General features: G+C 68.6%; 24 protein-coding genes. 15 read left to right on the top strand and 9 right to left on the bottom strand.

What is annotated here, in order from left to right; translation table 11 throughout:
* Window positions 1-13: 13 nt before the first annotated feature.
* From ACZ3HL_RS30055 to ACZ3HL_RS30030, 6 genes are all read right to left on the bottom strand, one after another.
* Entirely contained in the window at window positions 14-880 is an 867-nt protein-coding gene (locus tag ACZ3HL_RS30055; RefSeq protein ID WP_465419006.1) for a tryptophan 2,3-dioxygenase, read from the bottom strand.
* Complete coding sequence (locus ACZ3HL_RS30050) at window positions 858-1,967, bottom strand: serine hydrolase domain-containing protein (protein ID WP_465419008.1); 1,110 nt, start codon at window positions 1,965-1,967, stop codon at window positions 858-860. The genes ACZ3HL_RS30055 and ACZ3HL_RS30050 overlap by 23 nt, the downstream gene beginning before the upstream one ends.
* 132 nt (window positions 1,968-2,099) lie before the next feature.
* A complete protein-coding gene (locus tag ACZ3HL_RS30045) occupies window positions 2,100-3,368 on the bottom strand; it encodes an acyltransferase family protein (RefSeq protein WP_465535031.1) in 1,269 nt (422 codons plus the stop codon).
* A gap of 32 nt (window positions 3,369-3,400) precedes the next feature.
* Window positions 3,401-4,312 carry an arylamine N-acetyltransferase family protein gene (locus tag ACZ3HL_RS30040; RefSeq protein WP_465534923.1) on the bottom strand — a complete coding sequence of 304 codons (912 nt, stop codon included), beginning with the start codon at window positions 4,310-4,312 and terminating at the stop codon, window positions 3,401-3,403.
* Window positions 4,305-5,825 carry a benzoate-CoA ligase family protein gene (locus ACZ3HL_RS30035; RefSeq protein ID WP_465419014.1) on the bottom strand — a complete coding sequence of 507 codons (1,521 nt, stop codon included), beginning with the start codon at window positions 5,823-5,825 and terminating at the stop codon, window positions 4,305-4,307. Before ACZ3HL_RS30035 ends, ACZ3HL_RS30040 begins: the two co-directional genes overlap by 8 nt.
* A gap of 86 nt (window positions 5,826-5,911) precedes the next feature.
* Complete coding sequence (locus tag ACZ3HL_RS30030; RefSeq protein WP_465534922.1) at window positions 5,912-7,141, bottom strand: epoxide hydrolase family protein; 1,230 nt, start codon at window positions 7,139-7,141, stop codon at window positions 5,912-5,914.
* A 100-nt stretch (window positions 7,142-7,241) separates the two neighbouring features.
* Between ACZ3HL_RS30030 and ACZ3HL_RS30025 the strand changes: the two genes are divergently transcribed.
* Window positions 7,242-8,225 carry an SMI1/KNR4 family protein gene (locus tag ACZ3HL_RS30025; protein WP_465534921.1) on the top strand — a complete coding sequence of 328 codons (984 nt, stop codon included), beginning with the start codon at window positions 7,242-7,244 and terminating at the stop codon, window positions 8,223-8,225.
* Between the two features lie 154 nt (window positions 8,226-8,379).
* Here ACZ3HL_RS30025 and ACZ3HL_RS30020 read toward each other — a convergent pair whose 3' ends face one another.
* Window positions 8,380-8,724: an oxidoreductase gene (locus ACZ3HL_RS30020; protein ID WP_240594107.1), complete on the bottom strand. Its 345-nt coding sequence runs from the start codon at window positions 8,722-8,724 to the stop codon at window positions 8,380-8,382.
* Between the two features lie 214 nt (window positions 8,725-8,938).
* On the opposite strand from ACZ3HL_RS30020, the gene lpdA reads away from it, so the two are divergent.
* The 7 genes from lpdA (at window position 8,939) to lipB (ending at window position 16,201) form a co-directional block, all read left to right on the top strand.
* Window positions 8,939-10,312, top strand: coding sequence for a dihydrolipoyl dehydrogenase (gene lpdA / locus ACZ3HL_RS30015; RefSeq protein ID WP_005164222.1), 1,374 nt, complete (start codon window positions 8,939-8,941; stop codon window positions 10,310-10,312).
* A 56-nt stretch (window positions 10,313-10,368) separates the two neighbouring features.
* Complete coding sequence (gene sucB / locus ACZ3HL_RS30010) at window positions 10,369-12,138, top strand: 2-oxoglutarate dehydrogenase, E2 component, dihydrolipoamide succinyltransferase (protein WP_465534920.1); 1,770 nt, start codon at window positions 10,369-10,371, stop codon at window positions 12,136-12,138.
* 203 nt (window positions 12,139-12,341) lie between these two features.
* On the top strand, window positions 12,342-13,424 hold the full coding sequence (locus tag ACZ3HL_RS30005; RefSeq protein ID WP_465534919.1) for a serine hydrolase: 1,083 nt from the start codon (window positions 12,342-12,344) through the stop codon (window positions 13,422-13,424).
* 21 nt (window positions 13,425-13,445) lie between these two features.
* Complete coding sequence (locus ACZ3HL_RS30000) at window positions 13,446-13,937, top strand: ArsR/SmtB family transcription factor (protein ID WP_465419027.1); 492 nt, start codon at window positions 13,446-13,448, stop codon at window positions 13,935-13,937.
* 14 nt (window positions 13,938-13,951) lie between these two features.
* Complete coding sequence (locus ACZ3HL_RS29995; protein ID WP_465534918.1) at window positions 13,952-14,836, top strand: TIGR01777 family oxidoreductase; 885 nt, start codon at window positions 13,952-13,954, stop codon at window positions 14,834-14,836.
* Entirely contained in the window at window positions 14,833-15,447 is a 615-nt protein-coding gene (locus ACZ3HL_RS29990; RefSeq protein ID WP_465534917.1) for a phosphatase PAP2 family protein, read from the top strand. The genes ACZ3HL_RS29995 and ACZ3HL_RS29990 overlap by 4 nt, the downstream gene beginning before the upstream one ends.
* Before the next feature lie 10 nt (window positions 15,448-15,457).
* Window positions 15,458-16,201: a lipoyl(octanoyl) transferase LipB gene (gene lipB, locus ACZ3HL_RS29985; RefSeq protein WP_465534916.1), complete on the top strand. Its 744-nt coding sequence runs from the start codon at window positions 15,458-15,460 to the stop codon at window positions 16,199-16,201.
* 51 nt (window positions 16,202-16,252) lie between these two features.
* On the opposite strand, the gene ACZ3HL_RS29980 is transcribed toward lipB, so the two are convergent.
* Both ACZ3HL_RS29980 and ACZ3HL_RS29975 read right to left on the bottom strand, forming a co-directional pair.
* The gene (locus ACZ3HL_RS29980; RefSeq protein ID WP_465419035.1) at window positions 16,253-17,188 is read right to left on the bottom strand and encodes an LLM class F420-dependent oxidoreductase; all 936 of its coding nucleotides are present in this window, start codon (window positions 17,186-17,188) and stop codon (window positions 16,253-16,255) included.
* A gap of 25 nt (window positions 17,189-17,213) precedes the next feature.
* Complete coding sequence (locus ACZ3HL_RS29975; protein WP_465419075.1) at window positions 17,214-17,831, bottom strand: TetR/AcrR family transcriptional regulator; 618 nt, start codon at window positions 17,829-17,831, stop codon at window positions 17,214-17,216.
* Window positions 17,832-17,963: 132 nt separating this feature from the next.
* Here ACZ3HL_RS29975 and ACZ3HL_RS29970 point away from each other — a divergent pair, with 132 nt between their 5' ends.
* The 7 genes from ACZ3HL_RS29970 (at window position 17,964) to ACZ3HL_RS29940 (ending at window position 24,168) form a co-directional block, all read left to right on the top strand.
* The gene (locus ACZ3HL_RS29970) at window positions 17,964-18,494 is read left to right on the top strand and encodes a hypothetical protein (protein WP_465419037.1); all 531 of its coding nucleotides are present in this window, start codon (window positions 17,964-17,966) and stop codon (window positions 18,492-18,494) included.
* Window positions 18,495-18,536: 42 nt separating this feature from the next.
* The gene (locus ACZ3HL_RS29965) at window positions 18,537-19,493 is read left to right on the top strand and encodes an oxidoreductase (protein ID WP_465534915.1); all 957 of its coding nucleotides are present in this window, start codon (window positions 18,537-18,539) and stop codon (window positions 19,491-19,493) included.
* 37 nt (window positions 19,494-19,530) lie between these two features.
* Window positions 19,531-20,532, top strand: coding sequence for a lipoyl synthase (gene lipA, locus ACZ3HL_RS29960; RefSeq protein WP_465534914.1), 1,002 nt, complete (start codon window positions 19,531-19,533; stop codon window positions 20,530-20,532).
* A gap of 61 nt (window positions 20,533-20,593) precedes the next feature.
* Complete coding sequence (locus tag ACZ3HL_RS29955; RefSeq protein WP_465419043.1) at window positions 20,594-21,256, top strand: DedA family protein; 663 nt, start codon at window positions 20,594-20,596, stop codon at window positions 21,254-21,256.
* Between the two features lie 9 nt (window positions 21,257-21,265).
* Complete coding sequence (locus ACZ3HL_RS29950; RefSeq protein WP_465534913.1) at window positions 21,266-22,132, top strand: patatin-like phospholipase family protein; 867 nt, start codon at window positions 21,266-21,268, stop codon at window positions 22,130-22,132.
* Between the two features lie 92 nt (window positions 22,133-22,224).
* Window positions 22,225-23,415: a L,D-transpeptidase gene (locus tag ACZ3HL_RS29945; RefSeq protein WP_465419047.1), complete on the top strand. Its 1,191-nt coding sequence runs from the start codon at window positions 22,225-22,227 to the stop codon at window positions 23,413-23,415.
* Window positions 23,416-23,430: 15 nt separating this feature from the next.
* Window positions 23,431-24,168 carry an SIR2 family NAD-dependent protein deacylase gene (locus tag ACZ3HL_RS29940; protein ID WP_465534912.1) on the top strand — a complete coding sequence of 246 codons (738 nt, stop codon included), beginning with the start codon at window positions 23,431-23,433 and terminating at the stop codon, window positions 24,166-24,168.
* The last annotated feature ends 455 nt before the right edge of the window (window positions 24,169-24,623 follow it).

Here is a 24,623-nt window from a genome sequence, read left to right as displayed (position 1 = left end):
CTGACGTCCTCTCCTAGTCCGCCGCCCACCCGGTGTCCCGCACATGCCACAGCGCGGGAAAGGACGGCTTGAAAACGGATTCGCGCAGGTACGCCGCGCCAGTGGAGCCACCTGTGCCGGTCTGGTCCCCGATGACCCGCCTGGCGAGCACGGAGTGCCGGAACCGCCATTCCTGCAGCAGCTGGTCCAGATCCACGAAACGCTCGCAGATCTGTGCCGCCACCCCGTCGTCGCGATACGCGGCACGCAGCGCCTTCTGGATCTCGGGGCTGTCCGGAGCCACCCGCGCGCCCCGCGGCGCCGGGAGATAACCCGACGCCGCGAGGTAACGAAGGAGGGAATCGAACAACGCGGGCTCCCCGAGCCTGCCCTCGATCCGCTTGCGATCGGGGCTGCCCGGCGCGAACTGCTCGGCGGCGAACCGGTCGCTTCGGCCGAAGACGACCTCGATCTCCCGGAACTGCGCGGACTGGTGCCCGCTTCCACCGAGCAACTCACGGAACGCGTCGAACTGTTCCGGTGTGATCGACTCGAGTACGTCGATCTGGGTGATCAGGACCCGGATGATGGACCGGGTGCGCCTGAGCGCCCGGAGGGCGGGGCCGTCGGCCGCCGAGGCCAGGCTCCTCTGCGCGTTACCGAGCTCGTGCAGCAACTGCTTGAACCACAGCTCGTGGATCTGATGGACGATCACGAAGAGAAGTTCGTCGTGCTGTTCGGTTTTCGGCCGCTGGATCGCGAGGAGCGTGTCCAGCGCCAGGTACGTGCTGTACGCGGTGTCGTGGGAACCCTCGGCGGTCGGTGCCTCGCCCGGAGTGGTGACGGCGACGTCTTCCGCGTCGCCGTCACCACGGGGTTCAGCTGACGTGCTCGCGGACAACTTCCGCAACCTTTTCGAAGAGGCTGTAGTCACCCATCGTGATGCGGTTCTTGTTGACCGCGATGGCCGTACCGGTCTCGATGTCGATCGAGGCCGCCGACCCGTTGAGGCCGCCCGCGCCGAACTCGTGCGGGGTCTCGGTGGCGTTCTTGAACGGCATGCCGAAGTCGTAGCCCAGCGTCTTGGTGGCGGGGAAGCCGAAGATCTGGTCTTCGTCCGTCGCCGCGGGCTTGGCGACCTCGTGGAGCCGCTCGTCCGAGATGAGCCGGACGCCGTCGACCTCGCCCGCCAGCGCCGCGAACACCCTGGCCACGCCGCGCGCGGTCATGGTGCCGCCACCGGGGACGTTCGCCCTGAGGTAGCCGGGGCGGTTGTAGATGTCGGCCTGCGGCGCGACGCCCAGCGGGACCGCCTTGAACAGCGGCATGTCGGCGGGCATGGAGGCGAGGGCCTCGGCGGCGCCTTCCACGTCCTCCAGCTTGGCCACCCGGCCCAGCTCCGACTCCGGCACCCCGAAGAAGACCTCCTTCGAGATCCCGAGCGGGCCGGCGACCACCTCGTCCAGCACCTCGTCGATCGGCTTGCCGGTCTTGCGCCGCACGACCTCGCCGATGATGTAGCCGAAGCTGAGGGCGTGGTAACCGGTCTTGGTGCCCGGCGTCCACCACGGCTCGGAGCCGGCGATGAAGGAGCAGACCGCGTCCCAGTCGGCGAGGCCCTCGGGGGTGATGTCGCCCGGCATCTCCGGCAGCCCGATGGTGTGGGAGAGCGCCTGGCGCAGCGTCGCCTTCTCCTTGCCGTGCGCCGCGAACTCGGGCCACGACTTCGCGATCGGCTCGTCGTAGTCGATGACGCCGCGCTCGGCGAGGACGTGGACGATGGTGGAGGTCAGGCCCTTGCCGGTGGAGGTGGCGAAGAACAAGGTGTCGGGCGTGACCGGCGTGTTCGACTCGGCGTCGGTCACACCGGCCGCGGCGTCGACCACCAGCTTGCCGTTCTGGTAGACGGCCGCCTGCACGCCTCGCTCCGCGCCGGATGCCACGGCCTCGTCGAGTACCTGCTGGACTTTCGCCTGGATGTCACTCATCGGTTTCCTCTCTGAAGATTCCCGAAAATAGGAGTCCGAATCAGGACGACCTCATAGGCCGCCTCGAAGCGAACGATAGGGTCGCCCGATTCGGTGAAGCATCTCCTTGGTTGCTGCATTCCGATCCACACTTCAGGCGGCGCGGGTGTCCGTCTGCGGCTGCTGGTCACCGGTAACACTCAACTGGGTGACAGGAGCCTTGGTTCGACGGTGCCGCAACCGCTGCGCCGGACGTTCGATCAGGTAATAGCTGAGCGTCGCCGCTATCACGGTGAAGCCGAGAACGAACGCGAGCATCGGCCAGAAACCGGTCGTACCGCGGAAAACGATGTCGTGCACGGCTTCGACACCGAAAATGCTGCCATTGGCGAACCAGTATTCGACGATAACGACGTGCCAGAGGTAGATACCGAACGAAATCTTGCCCGCGAACCGGATCGGCCGGTTGGCCAGCACCCGCTCCTGGAACTTCGAAGTGGCACCAGGCACCGAAAGCGGCAGCACGAGCAGCACCGCGAAGGCGAGACCGAGGAAGAAGCCGAGGAACTCCTGCAGCATGGCGGGAACGTCGCCCATCCCGGGAATGCCGATCGGCTTCCAGGTGTAGACCGCGAACAGCACCAGCGCGACGACCCAGAACAGGTTCGGCCGCTTGAGCACCATGCGGTAGATCGCGGGCTTCCGCGGCGCGACCTCCGCGTAGGCCGCCAGCACCGCCAGCGCCATGCCGACCGCGAACACCGGGAAGAAGTAGATCGGCCAGAACCACAGCTGGGACGGCGCGGTGAAGCCCGGGAAGTTGGTCAGCAGGATCCAGCCGAATCCGATCAGCGAGAAACCGGCGAGCGGGATCAGCATCCGGCGGGCGCGCTGCGCCGGCGTGGCACCATTGCGCGCGAATCGGTGCGCCATCCACCCGAGAATCGGCATGAGCAGATAGAACGTGAATTCGGCGGGTACCGTCCAGGTGTGCTCCAGCCCGATCACCGGCTGGCCTTCCCACCAGAAGAAGTGCAGCATCGTGAGCGGACGCAGAATGTCACCGGCGCTGTCGATCGCCGTCAGGTTGATCGTCAGCAGACCGACGATCACCAAAACCCAATACCCGGGCAGAATGCGCAGCGCGCGTCCCCAGAGAAAGGACTTCGTCGACGGCTTCTTCGTCCCCAGAACGGTGTTCCGCGCATGCGCCCGGAAAAGGAACATGCCGGACATCACGAAGAACGGCGGCAGGAGGATCATCAGGCCGTCGATTAAGACACCCCAGAACGGGTGGCCGGGCTGATCGATGAAACTGGCTACTCCGGTCATGAACGCGACGTGATAGAGCAGAATTCCGAGTGCGAGCACTCCGCGAAGTCCCTCTAACGTCCCGACACGCCCGGCCTTTCCACTGGACATGATTATGGCCCCTCTGCTGATCGGCCCGGTTATTACGCGATTAATCCTGTCCGAATCGCCGGATTGGTGACGTCTTCTGGACTGCGCCCTTGGCGCCATACCCCATGTGCCGTGCGGACCCTGCGCCACAACCGCTCACGGTCCGCACCGGAAAGGTCACCGAGACCTATTCCGAAGAGGTCACCGAGCGCGTCGAACCATTCCTCGCGACGGGCCAGTTCGGTGGAACCGGCATCGGCGCCGGCCCCGGTCCGGGAGAGCACGCAACCGCGGAGCGCGTCCGCCCCGGTCGCGTCCCGGCGATGCGCCGAGAACACCTGGACGAACCGGGAGTTCGGCGCGGACGAGAGTTCGATGTGCCGGGCCGCGAAGTCCGCGGGCACGGCGGGTTCCGAGATGAAGTCCATCGCCACGAAGGCACCGGCCGGGTCGTGGCCCAGCCGCCACCCGTCCGGGTGCACCGGCGACGGCCGGAGGTCGTAGGTGAACGGACCCTGCCGGTACTCGCCGGCGACCAGCGGCAACGGTTCGTGGAGCGCGTCACCGAGGCCGACGTCGACCAGCCATTCCCCGCCCGGGTTGTCCTCGCTCGGCAGGTCGCGCACGGTCAGCGCGTGATGGTTGCCGAGCGCGGGCGCGGGGCGGTCCGGACGGATCAGGACGGCGCCGCGATGCCGCCGGAACCGGTAGCCGAGCGCGCCGAGCAGCGCGCCGAACGCCCCGTTGAGCACCAGGCAGTACCCACCCCGGCCGAGCCGGACGATCCGGTCCGCGCTCGCCCGGGGATCGACCGAGGTGAGCCTGCCGAGGTGGATGTCGACCGTCTGATAGGCCACGCGCTCGACATGGGCGCGGTGCAGTGCCCGCAGTCCGTGCGGCGAAGGATGGTGCTCGTCGAGCACCCCGAGCCGGGCCAGGTAGCCGGCGACATCCACCTCAAACATCGAGAGGCTTCCTTTCCCCGCGCAGCGCGCGCCGGTCGAGTTTGCCCGACGGGGTCTTCGGGATGACGTCGACGAACCGGAAGTCGTGCGGGCGCTTGTGCGGCGAGAGGTTCGCCTTGGCGAAGTCCCGCAGATCCCCGGCCTCCAGCGGTTCCGAGGTGATGACGTAGGCGCGCAGCTTCGTCAGTCCCTCTTCCTCGTAGCCGACCACCGCGCACGACACGACCGCCGGGTGTGCCTGCACGGAGTTCTCGACTTCGGCGGGCGCGACCCATACGCCCCGGATCTTGAGCAGGTCGTCCGCCCGGCCCCGGTAGTAGAAGTAGCCTTCGGCGTCCCGTTCGAAGAGATCCCCGAACCGGATGGTGTTCTCCGCGACGAAGGTCTCCGCGGTCTTTTCCGGCGCACCACGGTATTCCTTCGCCGACGTCGGGCCGACGAGCTCCAGCCGTCCGATCTCGCCGTCCGGCACCGGTTCACCGGAATCGTCGACCAGGCTGGCCTGGTACCCGGGCACCAAACGCCCCAGGCTGCCGCTGCGGATCTGCCCCGGCTGGTTGGAAAGGTAGGCGTGGTAACCCTCCGCCGACCCCAGGCAGTCGATCACCTCGACGCCGAAGACCTCGTTCCACCGCCGGTGCAGGTCGGGTGGCAGCCCCTCGCCCGCCGAAAGACAGGCGCGCAGCGAACTGAAGTCCTGTTTCGCCGCGTCGGGATGGGCGACCATCGCGCTCATCATCGTCGGCACGTTCACCAGGATCGTCGGCTTGTGCCGCGCGACCAGTTCGAAGATCTTCTCCACGGTGGTGCGCTCGTTGAAGATGATGCCCGTCGCGCCGACCCGGAACGGATAGAGCGCGACCATGTCGCGCGCGTAACCGAAGAAGAGCTTGGGCACGGCGAGCACGACGTCGTCCGGGCCGATGTCCAGCACGCCGCGGGCGAACCAGTCGTAGTTCAGCAGCGGGCTGCGCGTCGGATGCGGGCAAGCCTTCGGCGCGCCCGAACTGCCCGAGGTGAACTTCCAGATCGTCTCTTCGTCGCTGCGGGTCGCGACGGGCTCGAGTTCGGCCGGCCAGTCCGCGGCCATCTCGTCGAAGGCGCATTCCTCGTCGCGCAGCTCCTCGGCGGCCACCCCGGCCACGAGGAGATTCTTCGCGCCCGCCTCCCGCATCTTGTCCACTGTGGACGCGTCAGCCACCACGACGGCGGGCGACACGTAGTCCAGGTAGTAGCGGAAGTCCTTCGGGTGCAGGAAACTGTAGATCTCCGCCGTCACCGCGCCGATCTTCTGCGCGGCGAACCAGCTGGCGACGAACTCGACGCCGTCGTTGAGCGCGAGCAGGACCCGGTCGCCCCGGCGGACCCCCATGTGCCGGAGCGCGTGGCCCACCTGATTCGTCACGGCCTTGAGCTCGCCGTAGAACACCGCTTCGCCGTCGTCGATCAAGGCGACCCGGTGGTCCTCGGCGTGATCGAGGAAGTACTCGGTGACGTTGAATCGTTCGGGCACGTCTTCGAAACGTATCCGGTCGCTCATAAGTGTTTCCGCTCTCTCCCCTAGATGTGGATCGGTCATTCCCCCCAGGCCCCCCAGGCCTAGCCCCCCAGCGAGATCACGAACTTCCGCACGTCCTCCACCAGAAGCCCGGGCTGCTCCAGTGCGGCGAAGTGGCCGCCCTGGTCGAATTCGGTCCACCGCGCCAAAGTCGGCAGGCTGAGCTCCGCGAACTTGCGGACCGGACGGGTGGCGTCGGCGGGGAACACGGCCACCCCGACCGGCATGGTCAGCGGCCACGGGCCGCCCCACGTGCTGATGAACTGAGGGGTGAGATGTGTTGTCTCGTAATAGATCTGCGCGCTCGAACCGGCGGTCCCGGTGAGCCAGTAGAGCATCACGTTGGTCAGCAGGTCGTCCCGGTCGAAGACCTCTTCCGGCACCGTCGCCGAGCCGCTCCACTCCTGGAACTTCTCCACGATCCAGGCCAGCTGCCCGACCGGCGAATCGGTCAGCGCGTAGGAAAGGGTCTGCGGGCGGGTGGACTGGATCTTCTGCCAGCCGATCCCGTCGTCGGCGAACCACTGACCGTGTTCCAGGCGCGCGAGATCCTCACTGTCCAGATCCGCCATCGCCGCGGGGTCCGGCGGAGGGAAGGTGACGAGCATGTTGAGGTGTACGCCTGCGACGTGCTCCGGGTCCGCGAGCCCGACCTGCAAAGAGATCACGCTTCCCCAGTCGCCGCCCTGCGCGATGTACCGGTCGTAGCCGAGACGGCGCATCAGTTCCGCCCAGGCCCGCGCGACCCGCGGCACGTCCCAGCCCTCCTGGCCGGTGGGGCCGGAGAAACCGAAGCCGGGGATGGTCGGGATCACGAGATGGAAGGCGGGATCCCCTTGCGTCAAAGGCTCGACGATGCCGAGGAATTCCACAAAGGACCCTGGCCAGCCGTGGGTGAGCAGCAACGGCGTCGCGTCGGGCCGCGACGAGCGGATGTGGAGGAAGTGGACGTTCGCGCCGTCGATCTCGGTGGTGAACTGGGGATGGCGGTTCAATCGCGCCTCGGCCGCCCGCCAGTCGTAGCGGGTACGCCAATACTCGGTGAGCTCACGCAGGTAGTCCAAGGGGACACCGCGTTCCCAACCGGAGACGGGGCCCGCGTCGGGCCAGCGGACGTTGTCCAGCCGCCGGGAGAGATCGTCGAGCTGGGACTGCGGAACATCGATACGGAAAGGACGCACGGCTCGTACCCGTCTGTCTGGGAGCTGGCCGGTGGGGAAGACGGCGCTCGGTTCGAGGTCTGCGGGAACGGGATTCCCTGTACTCACCATGATTCCGAGCGTCCGGCGGCCGTGCGTCTTCATTCCTGCCTTTCGGCGCGGGGCCGGTCCGCCGAATTCGCGGGCCGCTCGTTGTGGCACAGTCGGTCCCGTGGACAGGGACGCGTACCTCGAAGACGCGATCAGGGACGTGCTGAGCGGTGACGACGCGGCGCTCGACGAGCGGATCGCGCACGCGGCGCTGTTGTTCGCCGCCTCCGGGGCGATGGCGGAGGCCGACCGGCTGATCACGCATTGGCACGCGCTCACCGAACGTCCCGCCACCGCGCTCGTCCCCGGCGCGGTGCGGGCCCGCGCGTGGGCGATGCTCTTCGAGGCGCGAGGGACCCGGCCGGAGTGGGCCGCGGCGCTGACTCCGCTCGATCTCGAGGCCGAGGAACGCGCGCACGACGAGTACCTCGCCCGGCGGGCGTCCGATCTCGACGGTCTGCTCGGCGGCTCACCGATCGGCGAGGCCGTCTCGCATCTCGGGCCGTCGCGCCCGGACCGGTTGCGCGAGGCCGTCGCGCGAGGCGACCTGGACGGCTGGGCGGAGATCGCGTCGCGCCAAGGCCGCCCGGACGTCGCCGTGCTCGCCGCGACCCGGCGTCTCGCACCACGTCTGGTCGCGGGAGCCGACCCGCTCGGGCTCGGCGAGTGGCCGGAAGTCTGCGCCGGGGCCCTGGTCGCCGCGCTGTACGAGCGCTGTCCACCGGACACCGGCTCCTGGCGCGAGATGATCGCGGGCATCCTGCGGCTGCGCGGCGGCGGCACCGCTCCCCCGGCCGCGTCACTTCGCACCGTCGGCGCCACCGAAGCGCGGCTCGGCCTCCGGCTGCCCGACGACTATCGCGAGTTCCTCCAGACCTGCGACGGCCTGCCCGCCGACGTCGTCTTCCCTCGCTTGCTCGGGACGGCGGAACTCCGCGCGGAAGGCGGTGTCGTCGTCATCGCGGATCCGGCCGTCGTGCTGCTGACGGCCGCCGGCGACGAGTGGCGGACGGTCGAGATCGACCCGGCGCTGGGCACGACGGTGCATCCGACGTTCCGGGCGCTGCTGGAGCGGCACCTACTCCTTTTGGCGCAATCCGCGTGAAATCCGTGAAGGGCGACCGTGGTCGTGTCGTCCATCCAGTCACGCGTGTCGTCCGCCGGATCACGCGTGTCGTCCGTCCAGTCACTCGAGATCGCCGTGCCGGACCTCGTGAGTGGTAAAGACGGTTAGAACCGTCCTAGCCACTCACGAGGCGTCAGGCTTCGCCGCGCTTCTTCCGCTCGGTGTACTCTCGCATCCGCTTCGGGTAGCCGACCCGCGCCACCTCGTACACGGGGATCGACCGTTTGTGACCGAACTGCTGCGCCGCGTCCAGGCTCTCGATCCGGCGTCGGGTCCACTCGCCGTCGTGGGCGATGAGGACGACGGTGGTCTCCGTGACGTTGGTCTTGGGCTCGACATAAGCCTCGACGCCGGTCCGTGAAGAGGCCCACTCCTCAAGATGCTTGAAGTCGGTTGAAGAGGCTTTCCGCAGCGTACCGGGCTTTTGCCCGCCTTTAGAGCGCCGGCGCAGCGAGTCGAACAGACCCACTCCGACCACCTCACTTCCCAGTCGCGTCCAGTGTCCATTATCCCGACTCGGGTGTGTGCTCACCGTGGTGACCCTGGCGGGTCGTGTCCCGTGGGTCACAGGACGCGGCCTAGGTCGCAGCCTCTCCACACGTAGTGACAAGATGGCAAGTGTCCGCGCGCGCGTATACCGCGCGAAGCGGCGCCAGAGCACCACCCCTACCGCTTGCCGAGGAGTTATTGAAGTGACCGACACCTCCGCCGACCTTGTGATCCTGGGTGGCGGATCGGGCGGCTACGCCGCCGCGTTCCGCGCGGCCGAGCTGGGCCTTTCCGTCACCCTGATCGAAAAGGACAAGCTTGGCGGGACGTGCCTCCACCGAGGCTGCATCCCGACCAAGGCCCTCCTGCACGCGGCGGAGGTCGCCGACGAGACCCGCGACGCCGAGACCTTCGGTGTCAAGGCCGTGCTGGAAGGCATCGACATCGCCGGCGTCAACAAGTACAAGGACGGGATCGTCTCCCGCCTGTACAAGGGCCTCCAGGGCCTGGCCAAGGCGCACAAGGTGAACCTCGTCGAGGGCACCGGGACGTTCGTCGGCGGCACGACCGTCGAGGTCGACGGCACCCGCTACACCGGCAAGAACGTCATCCTCGCCACCGGCTCGTACTCGAAGACGCTGCCCGGCCTGGAGCTGGGCGGCCGCATCATCGCGAGCGAGCAGGCGCTTTCGCTGGACTACATCCCGAAGAAGGTCATCGTCCTCGGCGGTGGTGTCATCGGTGTCGAATTCGCGTCCGTCTGGGCGTCCTTCGGCGTCGACGTCACCATCGTGGAGGCGCTGCCCCGCCTGGTCCCGAACGAGGACGAGTACGCGTCCAAGCAGCTCGAGCGTGCCTTCCGCCGTCGCAAGATCGCCTTCAAGACCGGGGTCCGGTTCACCGGCGCCAAGCAGGACGACAACGGCGTCAGCGTGTCGCTGGAGTCCGGCGAGACGCTCGAAGCCGACCTGCTGCTGGTCGCCGTGGGCCGTGGCCCGAACTCGGCCGGGCACGGCTACGAGGAGGCCGGCGTCAAGATGGAGCGCGGCTTCGTCCTCACCGACGACCGCCTGCGCACCAACCTGCCGAACGTCTACGCCGTCGGTGACATCGTCCCCGGCCTGCAGCTCGCGCACCGCGGGTTCCAGCAGGGCATCTTCGTCGCGGAGGAGATCGCCGGCCAGGAGCCGCGCGTGATCGACGAGAGCGGCATCCCGCGCGTCACCTACTCGCACCCCGAGGTCGCTTCGGTCGGCCTCACCGAGTCGCAGGCGAAGGAGAAGTACGGCTCCGACGTCACCACCTTCACCTACGACCTCGGCGGCAACGGAAAGAGCCAGATCCTCAAGACCTCCGGTGGGGTCAAGCTGATCAAGGCTCCGGAAGGGCCGGTCGTGGGCGTGCACATGGTGGGCGACCGCGTCGGTGAGCTGATCGGCGAAGCGCAGCTGATCTACAGCTGGGAGGCGTTCCCCGAGGACGTGGCTCCCCTCATCCACGCCCACCCCACCCAGACCGAGGCCCTCGGTGAAGCGTTCCTCGCCCTCGCGGGCAAGCCGCTGCACGTCCACAGCTGACGTCTCACCGTCGAAGAACCAGACCAAGCAAGACATATCAAGGGAGTCAGCGAACGATGGCCTACTCCGTCACGTTGCCGGAGCTCGGTGAGAGCGTCACCGAGGGCACCGTCACCCGGTGGTTGAAGCAGGAGGGCGACACCGTCGAGGTCGACGAGCCGTTGCTCGAGATCTCCACGGACAAGGTCGACACCGAGGTCCCGTCCCCGGTCGCCGGCAAGGTCGTGAAGATCAGCGCTCAGGAGGACGAGACCGTCGAGGTCGGCGGCGAGCTCGCCGTCATCGACGACGGGACCGGCGGGGTGCCGGAGTCCTCCGGTTCCGCCGAGCCGGCCGCCGAAGAGGCGCAGCCCGAGCCGGAGCCGGAGCCCGCGAAGGAAGAGACCTCCGCGCCCTCCCAGCCGGACACCGCGCCGGCTTCGGGCGGCGAAGGCACCGAGGTGAAGCTGCCCGAGCTGGGCGAGAGCGTCACCGAGGGCACCGTCACCCGGTGGCTCAAGCAGGTCGGCGAGAGCGTCGAGGTCGACGAGCCGCTGCTCGAGATCTCCACGGACAAGGTCGACACCGAGGTCCCGTCCCCGGTCGCCGGCACCGTGCTGGAGATCCGCGCCGGCGAGGACGAGACCGTCGAGGTCGGCGGTGTGCTCGCGGTGATCGGTGCCGCCGGTTCCGCCCCGGCGCCGAAGGCCGAGCCCAAGCCGGAACCCAAGCCCGAGCCGAAGCCGGAGCCGAAGCCGGAACCGAAGCCCGAGCCCAAGGCCGAAGCGGCTCCCGCGCCGAAGCCCGCCCCGGCTCCGCAGGCCGCCCCGGCCCCCAAGGCCGAGGCCCCGAAGCCGGCGGCGAGCAGCGACAACGGCTCGGACAACGCGCCGTACGTGACACCGCTGGTCCGCAAGCTCGCTTCGGAGCACGGCATCGACCTGTCGTCGCTGTCCGGCAGCGGTGTCGGTGGCCGTATCCGCAAGCAGGACGTGCTCGCGGCCGCCGAGGCCAAGCAGAAGGCCGCCCCGGCTCCCGCCGCGCAGCCCGCTGCCGCCGCCCCGGCCCCCGCCGCCGCCCCGTCGGCTCCGCGCAAGGCCGCGGTTTCGCCGGAGCTCGCGGCGCTGCGCGGCACCGTGCAGAAGGCCAGCCGGATCCGGCAGATCACGGCCACGAAGACCCGCGAGTCGCTGCAGGTTTCCGCGCAGCTCACGCAGGTCCACGAGGTCGACGTCACGAAGATCGCCAAGCTCCGCCAGCGGGCGAAGGCGGCCTTCAAGGAGCGCGAGGGCGTCAACCTGACGTTCCTGCCGTTCTTCGCGAAGGCCACCGTCGAGGCGCTCAAGCAGCACCCGAACGTCAACGCGTCCTACAACGAGGACACGAAGGAGATCACCTACCACGGTGCGGTGCACCTGGGGATCGCGGTGGACACCGAAAAGGGTCTGCTGTCGGTGGTCATCCACGACGCGGGTGAGCTCAGCCTCGCCGGTCTCGCGCACCGCATCGCCGACCTGGCGGGCCGCGCGCGTTCGGGCCAGATCAAGCCGGACGAGCTGTCGGGTGGCACCTTCACGATCACGAACATCGGCTCCAACGGCGCCCTGTTCGACACGCCGATCATCGTGCAGCCGCAGTCCGGCATGCTCGGTACCGGCGCGGTCGTGAAGCGCCCGGTCGTGATCGCGGACGCCGACGGCAACGACACGATCGCCGTCCGGTCGATGGCGTTCCTGCCGCTGACCTACGACCACCGCCTGGTGGACGGGGCCGACGCGGGCCGCTTCGTCACGACGATCAAGCAGCGTCTGGAAGAGGGCAACTTCGAGGACGAGCTCGGTCTCTGATCCTCCGGTAGTCCGGGAAGGCCCTCGCTCCGCTTCGGCGGTGCGGGGGCCTTCCTCTTTCCCTCTTCCCTCCGCGTTTCGTCCTCTGGATGCGGTAGTTGGCATCGCGAACTACCGCATCCAGAGGACGAAACGCGGGGTTTGACAGGCACCTCGAACTCTAGTATTCCGGAATTACGGAAAACAAGAGGGAGGATGTCACCATGCTGACCAGACGCCATCTGCTGGCGGGCGCCGCCGCGGGGTCGGCCGCGCTGCTGCTGCCGGGAACCGCGACCGCGGCCCAGCCGGACACGACGACCGGACCGGGCTGGCTCGACTGGATCGCCGCCCACCGGAGCGACGTCTCCGTCCTGATCGACGACGGCGCCGGCCGCCGTGCCGCGCGCAACCCCGACATCCGGCGCGTTCTGGCCTCGTCCGTCAAGGTCGTGCATCTCGGCGCGTACGCCGCCGCGGTCGCCCGGGGCAGGCTCGATCCGAAGGAACAGATCCGGGTGGGCGACTGGGACGCCCACCACCCCTTCGTCTCCGACGGCCGCGCGCATTTCCAGGCGCTCAACTGGCTGGGCGTCCCCTGCGACGACTTCGGCATCGCCAAGGACCCCGAACAGCGTGTCCCCCTGGCAAGGCTCGCCGAAGCGATGATCTTCTTCAGCGACAACGCCGCCGCGGACTATCTCCGCACCCGCCTCGGCGATCTCGCCCTCCGGCGGGCGGCGGCGCGTGGCGGCTGGCCGAGGCCGGACACCCGATCGCTCGGCGGCGAGGTCCTGATGCTGATGATGCCGGAGTACGCGCCCCCGCCCGGCAGTCCGGTCGCCGTCCGGCGGGCGATGGGCGACGCGGTCGCGCGCCGGTTCGTCCGTGATCCGGGGTTCCGCGCGGAAGCCTTCAAGCGCTGGCCCGACATGCCGGCCACCTCCGACGCCCAATGGCCGTGGGTCAAGGGGCACGGCCAAGGCTCGGCCACGGATTTGTTCTCGCTTCACCGCAGTATCGCGAAGGGCCTGTACGCGCCCGCGCGCGAGATCCTCGCGAAGCCGCTCGCGGACCGCGTACCTCCAGGAGCGAGCGAAGTGCTCTTCAAGGGCGGAAGCCTGCCGCGCTCGCTGACCCTCGGGCTTTCCGTCCGCTGGCCGGGCGGACGTTCGGGCACGGCAGCAGTACTGCTCACCGGTGTGAGCGACCAGGACCTGCAGAACGCCCTGCCGCTCATCGACCTCGTGCTCGCGGCGCTGTCCGACCCGGCCCAGTTCGGCGCCCTGGAACGAGCGCTCCGCTGAGCGACGGTATAGATAACCGGTATGGACGCTGAGCTCGCCGACCGGATCGCCGCCCTCGAAGCACGGGTCGCCGCGCTCGAAGGCGACCAGCAGACGGAACCGGTGGCGGGCCCCGGCGGCCTGGTCGGCTATCACGGCGAGCTGACCGAGCCGTTCGAACTGAGCTGGGCGATCAACGTCACGCCCGGCCCGATGCTGGCGTTCGCGGACGGGCCGCGGGTCGAAGTGCTCGCGGCCCTGTCCAGCACCGCGCGGGTAGCGCTCGTGCGGACGCTGGCCGAGAAGGGCGCGCAGTCCGCGCCCGCACTCCAAGAGGCAGCCGAGCTCGGCTCGCCGGGCCAGCTGTACCACCACCTCAAGGCACTGACCGGCGCCGGGATCGTCGAGCAGGACAAACGCGGCAGTTACCGGCTCCGGCCCGCCGCGACGATCCCGGTGCTGGTGCTGCTCACCGCCGCGTCCGACGTCGCCGGGCAACTGAAGAACCTGAGCGTGCGCCCGGATCGCGGATAGGACACGATCGGATCATGCGAGTTCTGATCGCGGGCGCGAGCGGACTGATCGGCACCTCCCTCACGAGACGGTTACGCCGTTCCGGGCACGAAGTGGTCCGGCTCGTCCGACGGGAGGAGCGGGCGGCCGACGAACGCCGCTGGGATCCCCCGGCCGGCGAGATCGCGGACGGCGCGCTCGACGGAGTCGACGCCGTCGTGAACCTCGCGGGAGCACCACTGCTGCCCGGACGCTGGAGCGCGGCCCGCAAACAGGTCCTCCTCGACAGCCGGGTCGAACCCACGGAGGTCCTCGCGGAAGCCGTCGCCGAATACGGGATCCCCGTGCTGGTCAACGCCTCCGCCGTCGGCTACTACGGCGACGCCGGTCCGTCCCTTGTGGACGAAACGAGCCCGGTGGGCCGCGGTTTCCTCGCCGAGCTCTGCACCGCGTGGGAAGGCGCCACCGAGACGGCGGCCACCGCCGGCGCCCGGGTCGTGCGCATCCGCACCGGCCTGGTGCTCGCGCGCGAAGGCGGGCTACTGGACGTCCTGCGGCCGCTGTTCCGCCTGGGACTCGGCGGCAAGCTCGGTGACGGCAAGCAATACATGCCGTGGATCTCGCTCGACGACGAGGTCGGCGCGATCGTTTTCGCGCTGGAGAACGAAACGCTGTCGGGCGCGGTGAATCTCTCTGGCCCGCAGCCCGCCACGAACGCCGCCTTCACGAAGGCGCTGGGCCGCGCCGTGCATCGGCCGGCGATCTGGCAGGTGCCCGGTTTCGCCATGAAGATCGCCCTCGGGCAGGCGGCCGAGGAGATGGCGCTGTTCGGACAACGTGCCCTGCCGCGTGCGCTGGAGGAGGCGGGATACGCGTTCCGCCATCCGACCCTCGAGGACGCGCTGGCCGCCGCGACATGACCGTGCGGCGCGGTCTGCACACCCTCGCCGGGTTCATCCTGCTGATCGGCTTCGTCGTCCTCGGGCTGTCCGTCGACGAGCGGCCGCCGCCGGTGGACGTCGCGCTCGCCGACGCGTTCCGCGGCCAGCACACCCGGCCCGCCGGTCAGGTGGCGGGCCTGGTCACGAACGTCCTCGGCCCGGTCCTGCCGTTCGCGCTGGGCGCGGTACTGGCGGTCCTCGCCTGGCGCCGCCGGGAACTGACCGTGCTGTGCGTCAAACTCGCCGTCGTCCTGCTGCTGTGCCGGATGACCAGCCTGATCGCGAAACCGGCCTTCTACCGGGAACGGCCGCGCGAATTCCCCGATCTGAGCTATCCGAGCGGGCACGTGGTCGCCGTCGCGTGCACCGGGTTCGTCGCGGTACTGCTGTGCGCGTGGACCCGCCCGCATCTGACGCGCCTGGCGATCACGATCGCCGCCGCGGCGACGGTGGCGGGTGCCCTCTGCCGCATCGTGCTGGGCGTCCACTGGCTGACCGACACCGCGGGCTCCGTACTGGCGGTGGGCGGCGTCGGCCTGATCGCGGCGGCCGGACTGGGCCTGCTCCCCCTGCCGAAAGACCCGGCGTAGTGTCGCTGACGTGAGCTCTTCGACCACGTCATGCCGCGTCTCCACCGAGCCCGTCGACGTCCGCGAGATCGGGACGATCGACTACACCGAAGCCTGGGAACTCCAGCGAAAGCACGTGACAGCCCGTGCCGACGGTGACGGCCCGGACACCATGCTGCTGCTGGAGCACCCGTCGGTGTACACCGCGGGCAAGCGCACCGAAGCCGAGGACCGGCCGACCGACGGCACCCCGGTGATCGACGTCGACCGCGGCGGCAAGATCACCTGGCACGGACCGGGCCAGCTGGTCGGCTACCCGATCATCAAACTCGCCGACCCGATCGACGTCGTGCACTACGTGCGGCGTCTCGAAGAGGCCCTGATCACCGTCTGCGACCAGCTCGGCGTGCACACCGGCCGGGTCGAGGGCCGCAGCGGCGTCTGGATCCCGGCCGACGACCGCGGCCCGGAGCGGAAGATCGCCGCGATCGGCATCCGCGTCCAGCGCGGCGTGACGATGCACGGTTTCGAACTGAACTGCAACGCCGACCTCGGCGCCTTCGACAAGATCGTCCCGTGCGGCATCCGGGACGCCGGCGTGACGTCGCTTTCCTACGAGCTCGACCGCGAGGTCACCGTGGCGTCGGTGCTGCCGATGGCGCGCGACGCCGTCCTCGCGGCGCTCGAAGGCGACCTACCGGTGAGCGACGAGCGCTGGCTGCCGCGCCCCGAGGCACCCGCGGCCCCCGGCGTCACCTTCGCCCTGCAGAGCTAGCGACTCGTGAGTGGTAAGGACGGTTCTAACCGTCCTTACCACTCACGAGGCTCAGTCCAGCTGAGGCGCGACCTCGGAAGCGATCAGCTCGACCTGGTCCAGATCCGAGAGATCCAGCAGCTGCAGGTAGAGCCGGGTGATCCCGGTCTTCTCCCGCCACTGCCCGACCTTCTCGACGACCTCCGACGGCGTCCCCGCGAGCCCGTTCTCCCGCAGCTCGGACACCTCGCGCCCGAGCACCGAAGCGCGCTTCGCGACCTCTGCATCGTCACGGCCCACTGCGACGACGAGCGCGGCCGAGCGGATGATCTCCTTGGGATCGCGGCCGATTTCGCGGGCGGCGTCGTCGACGCGGCCGAACTGAGCCGCGGCGACGTCCGGTCCCACGAACGGCAGGTTGAACTCGTCCGCGTAGCGGGCGGCGAGCGCCGGCGTGCGCTTCTTGCCGCCACCGCCGATGATCACCGGCGGCCGGGGCCGCTGCGCCGGCTTCGGCAAGCCCGGCGAGTCGACGAGCTTGTAGTGCTCGCCGTCGAAGGAGAACGTCTCCCCCTCCGGCGTCTCCCACAGCCCGGTGACGACGGCGAGCTGCTCGGCGTAGCGGTCGAACCGCTCCTTGATCGGCGGCAGGTCGAGCCCGTACGCGGTGTGCTCGTCGTCGTACCAGCCGGAACCGAGGCCGAGTTCGACCCGGCCGCCCGACATCTGGTCGACCTGCGCGACCGAGATCGCGAGTACCGACGGATGCCGGAAGGTGGCCGCGGTGACGAGGGTGCCCAGCCGCACGCGGCGGGTCTCACGGGCGAGCCCCGCGAGGGTGATCCAGGCGTCGGTCGGCCCCGGCAGCCCGGTCGCCGAACCCATCTTCAGGTAGTGATCGCTGCGGAAGAAGGCGTCGTAACCCGCGTCCTCGGTGGCCTTCGCCACCCGGAGCAGGTCTTCGTAACTGGCCCCCTGCTGGGGCTCGGTAAAGATCCTGAGGTCCACGAACGCCACCCTAGCTACGGCGCGATCAGCTCGCTTTCCCGTGCTCGGCGGGCGGAACACGGCGGAACCCGACGAGCAGCCGCACCAGGACCTCCTCGACCTGGGCACTGACCTTCTTCGGCTCCGGAGACGAAGCGATCTCGATCGCGGCGCTGGACAACGCGCCGAACAGCAGTCGCGCGGTGACGTCCACCGGGACGTCGTCGACCTCGCCGACCTCGATGAGTGACTGGATCCCGGTGCGGACCAGGCCGAAGCTGCACCGCTCCTCCGCCTCGCGCCAGCGCTCCCAGCCCATCACCACCGGCGCCTCGTGGATCGCGATGCGCTGGTACGCCGGGTCGAGGCAGCTCTGCAGGAAGCCGCGCAGCCCGGCGAGCGCCCGCTCCCACGGCGAATCGGGGCCGTTCATGATCTTTTCGAGCCGGTCGAAGACCTGGCTCTCGACCGTGTCGAAGGCGGCCTCGAACAGCGCCTGCTTACCACTGAAATGGTGGTAGAGCGCACCTTTGGTCACCCTGGCCCGTTTGGCGATCTCGTCGAGAGACGTGCCGGCGTACCCACGTTTGGTGAACAGCTCCACGGCACTCTCGACGAGCGCCGTCCGGGTGGACTCGGAATAGTCCAGCCGCCTTGACCTCAATGTCGCCACCTTCACAACTTTACGCCGCCGGTCCCACTCCATACCCATGGTATGTTGACTGCTGTCAGGTCCGTACCGGGAGTATGCGGCAAACCTGCGGTATGAACCGGGTCACGGAGGGGAGCCCACATCATGAGCTGGAACGACTTCTACCAGCGGCGCGACATCCTCGAAGCCGCACTGCGCCAGGCGGGTCACCACCCGTCCGACGCGATCTCACTCGAAGAAATCCCTGGCGCCACCAAGTACTTCGCGACCGAGGAAGAGCTTCTGGTCGCGCTTCGGTACAAGTGGAACCAGGTGCTGGCCGGTCGCCTCCGCGCCGAGTTGACCGATCCGGACTACGCCGACCAGGACCTCGCGCTCGACAGGGTCGAGGCCGTCACCCGTGCCTGGAACAGCGCCACCGCCGAACACGAGACCCTCCGCGCCGTTCTCGACGCGGCTCTCGACCGGTGCCCCGCGCTGATCCCTGGCCACGAGGCCGAACTGCGCATGCTCGCGCTGACGGCGGGGCTGGCCGACGGCAACGAACCCGCCGACGAGATCACCAAGGTCGGCAGCGCGTTCGCCACCCTGCTCCGGCACGGACGGCACGCGAAGCCCGCCCGCCGCCGCAGCCCCATGGGTCACCTGCTCCGTTTGCTCGCGCCGAGCGCCTGATCCGGCGTAGCGGCCCCGCCGGCGATGTAGTTAGGTACCGACATGGCTGCTCACGCGCGCTGGACCGAGGCCGACATCCCGGATCAGACCGGCTGGACCGTGTTCGTCACGGGGGCGAATTCGGGGCTCGGGCTGCGCATGTCCGAGGTGCTCGCGGGCAAGGGGGCCCGCGTGCTGCTCGGCTGCCGATCACCGGAGCGAGGCGCCAAGGCGCTGGAACAGGTGCGCGCGGCCGCGATCGGGGAAGCGCCCGAACTCGTGCGGCTGGACCTCGCCGACCTCGACTCGGTCCGCGAAGCCGCGAAGAAGGTCCAGGAGTTGTCGAGCGACAAGCTCGACGTCCTGGTCAACAACGCGGGCGTGATGGCGACCCCGCGCGGCCACACCAAGGACGGTTTCGAGACCCAGTTCGGCACGAACCATCTCGGGCACGCGGTGCTGACCTGGCTGCTGATGCCGTCCCTGCGCAACGGCTCCGCGGCACGTGTCGTCACCCTGTCGAGTGTCGCGGCGACCGGCGCGCGCATCGACATCGCCGACCCGAACTTCGAACGCCGGATGTACAACCCCGGCTCGGCGTACGGCCAGTCGAAACTCTCCAATCAAGTGTTCGCGCTCGAACTGGACCGCAGGCTGCGGGCCGCGGGCGAAGGCGTCATCAGCGTGGCGGCGCACCCGGGCTACACGTGGACCGGACTCGGTTCGGGGATGGCGCGTTCCTATCGCAACCCCGTGGTGCGCGCGCTCGTCGCCGGCGGCAACCGGATCGGCGAGATCTTCATCGCGCAGAACGCCCGCCAGGGCACGCTCCCGCAACTGTTCGCGGCGACTTCCCCCGAGGTCGAAGGCGGCGATTACATCGGCCCGCGCGGGCTCGGCGGGCTTCGCGGCGCGCCGGTCAAGGTGCGGCCTTTGGCCGCCGCGAGGAGCGAGTCGCTCGGCGCCGCGTTGTGGGACGTGACCACCAAGTTGACGGGCGTCACCCCCGACCCCGCGTGAGCGGCGGGCACTACTCCGGCGGGCGTAGGGTGGCGGTGTGAGTGCTGCCCCAGATGGCCGCAAGTTGTTGCGGCTCGAGGTCCGGAATTCTCAGACTCCCATCGAAAAGAAGCCGTCGTGGATCAAGACGCGCGCACGGATGGGTCCGGAGTTCACCGAACTCAAAGGCCTGGTGCGCCGCGAAGGCCTCCACACCGTCTGCGAAGAAGCCGGTTGTCCCAACATCTACGAGTGCTGGGAAGACCGTGAGGCGACGTTCCTGATCGGTGGGGATCAGTGCACACGGCGCTGTGACTTCTGTCAGATCGACACGGGCAAGCCGTCGGCTTTGGATCGGACCGAGCCGCGCAAGGTCGCCGAGAGTGTCCAGGCGATGGGCCTGCGCTACTCGACGGTCACCGGTGTCGCGCGTGACGATCTCGAAGACGGCGGCGCGTGGCTGTACGCGGAGACCGTGCGCCAGATCCACGCGCTGAACCCGGGCACCGGTGTCGAGCTGCTGATCCCGGACTTCAACGCCGATCCCGACCAGCTCACCGAAGTCTTCGGCTCCCGCCCCGAGGTGCTCGCGCACAACGTGGAGACGGTGCCGCGGATCTTCAAGCGGATCCGGCCGGGTTTCCGGTACGCACGGTCGCTGGAAGTCATCACCCGGGCGCGTGAGGCCGGTCTGGTGACCAAGTCGAACCTGATCCTCGGTATGGGTGAGACGCCCGAAGAGGTCGCGCCCGCGATGAAGGACCTGGTCGACGCGGGCTGCGAAATCCTCACGATCACCCAGTACCTGCGCCCGTCGCCCCGACACCACCCCGTGGACCGCTGGGTCAAGCCCGAAGAGTTCGTCGAGCACTCGAACGCAGCCGAGGCCATGGGCTTCGCCGGCGTGATGGCCGGGCCGCTGGTCCGTTCCTCGTACCGCGCCGGACGTCTGTTCGCCCAGACGAAGGCCCACCGCGGGGAGCCGCTGTCGGAGAACTTGGCCCATTTGGCCGCCGAAGGTCCCGCCGCGCAGGAAGCCAGCTCGCTGCTGGCAAGGTGACTCCGGTCACCCTCTTCGCGACATCGCCACCCACCAGGTCACGAATCAGTAAAGTGACCTGGTGGCGTTGGTAACTGATCTTCTGAACTGGCTGCAGAGTCTCCCGGAACCGGGACTGGTCGCGGCGACCGGCGGACTGGTGTTCGCCGAATGCACCATCGGGCTCGGCTTCATCGCCCCCGGTGAATCGGGGCTGCTGGTCGCGGCCACGACGGCGACCTCGGTCTCCCGTTTCCTGACTCTGTGGGCCGTCGTGACGGTCTGCGCCGCACTCGGCGACTCGCTCGGCTACGCGATCGGCAAACGCTTCGGCCCGCGTCTGCGCGAGACGAAACTGATCCGCAAGTACGGCCTCGACGCTTGGGACAAGGCGACGGACGTGCTCGAACGGCGAGGCGCGTGGGCGGTGTTCTTCGCGCGGTTCCTCCCGGTGATCCGCACGCTGACCCCGGCGGCGTCGGGCACGTCGGGCCTGCCCTTCCGCAAGTTCCTGCCCGCCGCCGCGGCGGGCGCGGCCTGCTGGTCGGCCATCCACATCGGCATCGGCGCCGCTCTCGGCGAGGCCGCCAAGAAGGTCGAGGGCGTGCTCAACACCGGCGGCCTGGTGATCGTCGGCGTCCTGGTCGGCGTCGCGGTGTTCTTCCTGCTGCGCTACAAGAAGAAGAAGGCGCTCGGCGTCACAGCCGAGGAAGCCACCCCGGCGAAGGTCGGCGCGGAGGACTAGATTCCGGGCATGGCCGCCCTGAACCTGCCCCAGCCTATCGGTTTCGTCCTCGGTGGCGGCGGCAGTCTCGGGGCCATGCAGGTCGGGATGCTGCGCGCCCTGACCGAAGCCGGGATCACCCCGGACCTCGTCGTCGGCACCTCGGTGGGTTCGCTGAACGCCGCCGTGCTCGCCCTCGGGGGTGAATCGGGCGACCGGCTGGACCGGATCTGGTCCCGGATGACACGGCACGAAGCGTTCCCCGGCGGCGTGTTCAGCCAGGTGCGGACACTCCGGCACAGCAAGACCAACCTGTTCCCCAATACCGGTCTCGCCGCGATCGTCGACGAGCACATCGGCGAGAGCGCCCGGTTCGAGGACCTCGCGCTGCCGCTGGGTGTCGTCGCGACGGACGTCGACACCGCCGAGCCGCTGCTCATCCGCTCCGGGCCCGTTCTGGCGCCCCTGCTGGCCAGCTGCGCGATTCCGGGCATCTATCCGCCGGTGCCGTTCGGGGAGCGCATGCTCTACGACGGCGGTCTGGTCGCCAACGTGCCGATGCGCCAGGCGCTCGCCATGGGCGCGAAATCGCTCGTCGTCCTCGACTGCGCCTTCCCCGGCAAGATGCCCGGCACGCCGCAGACCTTCGCCGAGGTGCTGATGTTCACCGCGATGATCAGCATGCGGAATCAGGCTGTCCTGGAGGCGCCGATCGCCGCGGCCGAAGTGCCTGTGGTGTACGTGCCCGGACCGAAGCCGGTGCGGGTGAGCCCGCTGGACTTCAGCCACACCACCGCGCTGACCGCAGAGGCTTACGAGGCCGCGAAGACCTATTTGGGCGAATTGCGTGTCGATGGCCCCGGTCTTTATGGTGCCCCCGGTCTCGTCGTGGCCTGACGGGCAACCATCCGGCATCGATCACGTCTTCTTCGTCGCGTAGTTTTGAAAAAGAACTTTCCGCTGACAGCGCGACATAAAAAGAGAACCATATGTTTCCCAAGAAGACATTACTTTCGACGGCCGGAATACTCGCCGCGGTGGTGCTGATCTCGTCCTGCTCGCCTTCGGGCGACACCGATTCACCCGGCACCAGCTCCGAATCGGACACGAGCCCGGTTTCGGTGACCATCGATCCGGCAGGCGGGACGAACGTCAATCCGGCGACGCCGGTGGTGGTCAAGGCCGAGCACGGCAAACTGATCGACGTCACCGTCAGCAACGCCGACAAGGGCAACCAGGTGAAGGGTGAGCTGGCGAGCGACGGGCTCAGCTGGAGGACCACCGAACCGCTCGGCTACGGCAGCACCTACAAGATCGTGGCGCATGCCCAGGGCATCGACGGGAAGCCCGTCGAGCAGCAGAGCAGGGTCTCCACGCTGAGCCCGAAGCAGCAGGCGAACCCGAACCTCATCCCGGCCCCCGCCGCGGTGGCGTCCGCCGGCGTCGGCGTCGGGCAGCCGATCGTGTTCGCCTTCGGCCAGCCGGTGAAGAACAAGGCCGAGGTGGAGAAGAAGCTGTCCGTGGAGTCCACGCCCAAGCAGGAGGGCTCCTGGTACTGGATCGACGACAAGAACGTCCACTACCGCCCCAAGGTGTACTGGCAGCCGGGGACGACGCTCAAGGTGTCGGCGATGATCTACGGCGTCGATTTCGGCAATGGCGTGTACGGCGCGACCGATCGCACCGAAACGTACAAAGTGCACGATTCGTGGGTCGCGAAAGCCGACGGCAACACCGAACAGATGCAGATCTTCCACAACGGCCAACTCGCGAAGTCGATGCCCATTTCCATGGGCAAGGACGCCACGCCCACCCATTTGGGTGCACACGTCATTTCGGACAAACACGAGAACTACGTGATGGACTCGTGCACCTACGGCGTCTGCCAGGGCCAGCCGGGGTACTACAAGACGAACGAGAAGTGGTCGCTGCGCATCTCCAACGACGGCGAGTTCGTCCACGAGAACCCGAACAGCGTCGGCGCGCAGGGCAGCTCCAACGTGTCGCACGGCTGCATCAACCTCAACGCCGCCAACGCCCAGTGGTTCTACCAGAACATGGGGCTCGGCGACGTCGTCGAGGTGACCAACTCCGGTGGCCCGCAGCTGCCGGTGTGGGACCTCTACGGCGACTGGTCGAAGTCGTGGGCCGACTGGCAGGCGGGCAGCGCGCTCAAGTAGAGGCATGATGGGCCGGTGACCAGCACCCTGAGCACCGCTCGCTCACTCGTGGCCGGCGCCGGCCAGGTCGTCGCACTGACCGGCGCCGGGATCTCCACGGATTCGGGGATCCCCGACTTCCGCGGCCCGCAGGGTCTGTGGACCCGCGATCCGGCCGCGGAGAAGATGTCGAACCTCAAGGCGTACCAAGGCAGCCGTGAGGTCCGAGAGCGGACCTGGCAGGCGCGGCTGGTGCACCCCGGCTGGGACGCGACCCCGAATGCCGCGCACTACGCGCTCGAGCGCCTGTCGCCGACGCGGATCATCACCCAGAACATCGACCGGCTGCATCAGAAGGCGGGCTCGCCACCGGAGCGGGTGCTGGAACTCCACGGGACCATGTTCGAGTCCGTCTGCCTGTCCTGTGACGACCACCGGGACATGCGCTCGACCCTGGAACGTGTCCGAGCAGGCGAAACCGACCCGCCCTGTCTGGTGTGCGGCGGAATCCTCAAGTCGGCCACCGTCTCGTTCGGTCAGCACCTGGACCAGAACCTGCTCCGCGCCGCGCGAGCCGCCGTCTCCGACAGTGATCTCCTACTGGTGGCCGGGTCCTCGCTGCGGGTGCAGCCGGCCGCCTCCTTGGTGAGCGTCGCTTCCCGGTCCGGATCCGCCGTCGTGATCTGCAACGGCTCCGAAACGCCTTACGACTCCATGGCCACCGCTGTCGTCCGCGGCCCCCTCAGCGACACCCTCCCCGCTCTGACCCCGTAACCCCCGGGCCACCCCGCCACGCCCATACCCACTCCCGCCCGCGCCCCACCCTTCCGCTCGCGCCAATCGCGCTCGTGCCCAATCCCGTCACTCGCGTGCCTGAACCCGTAACTCGCGTGATCAGAGCCGTAACTCGTGTGTCCAGGCCCGTCATTCGCGTGTCCAGGGACGTAATTCGTGTGATCAGGGGGACGACGCGCGTGTTTGTGTGGACGACACGCGTGATCAGACGGACGACACGGCACATGGCCCCGGGCAACATCGTGTCGTCCGTCCGATCACACGTGTCGTCCGTCTGATCACGCGAGTGACGTGTCTGGTTACGTGTGTGGCGGGTGTGGTCACGTGGGTGGCGGGGGTTGTGGGTATGGAGAAAGGGTCCAGGCCCCGGGAGAACTCGTGGTTCTCGACCGGGGCCTGGACCCTTCTTTTAATGTTAGTCCGGCGGTGTCCTA

The sequence above is a fragment of the Amycolatopsis sp. NPDC000009 genome (genome assembly GCF_055563465.1).
The sequence above is the reverse complement of the archived record's forward strand: the minus strand, read 5'-3'. Positions and strand labels throughout refer to the sequence as shown.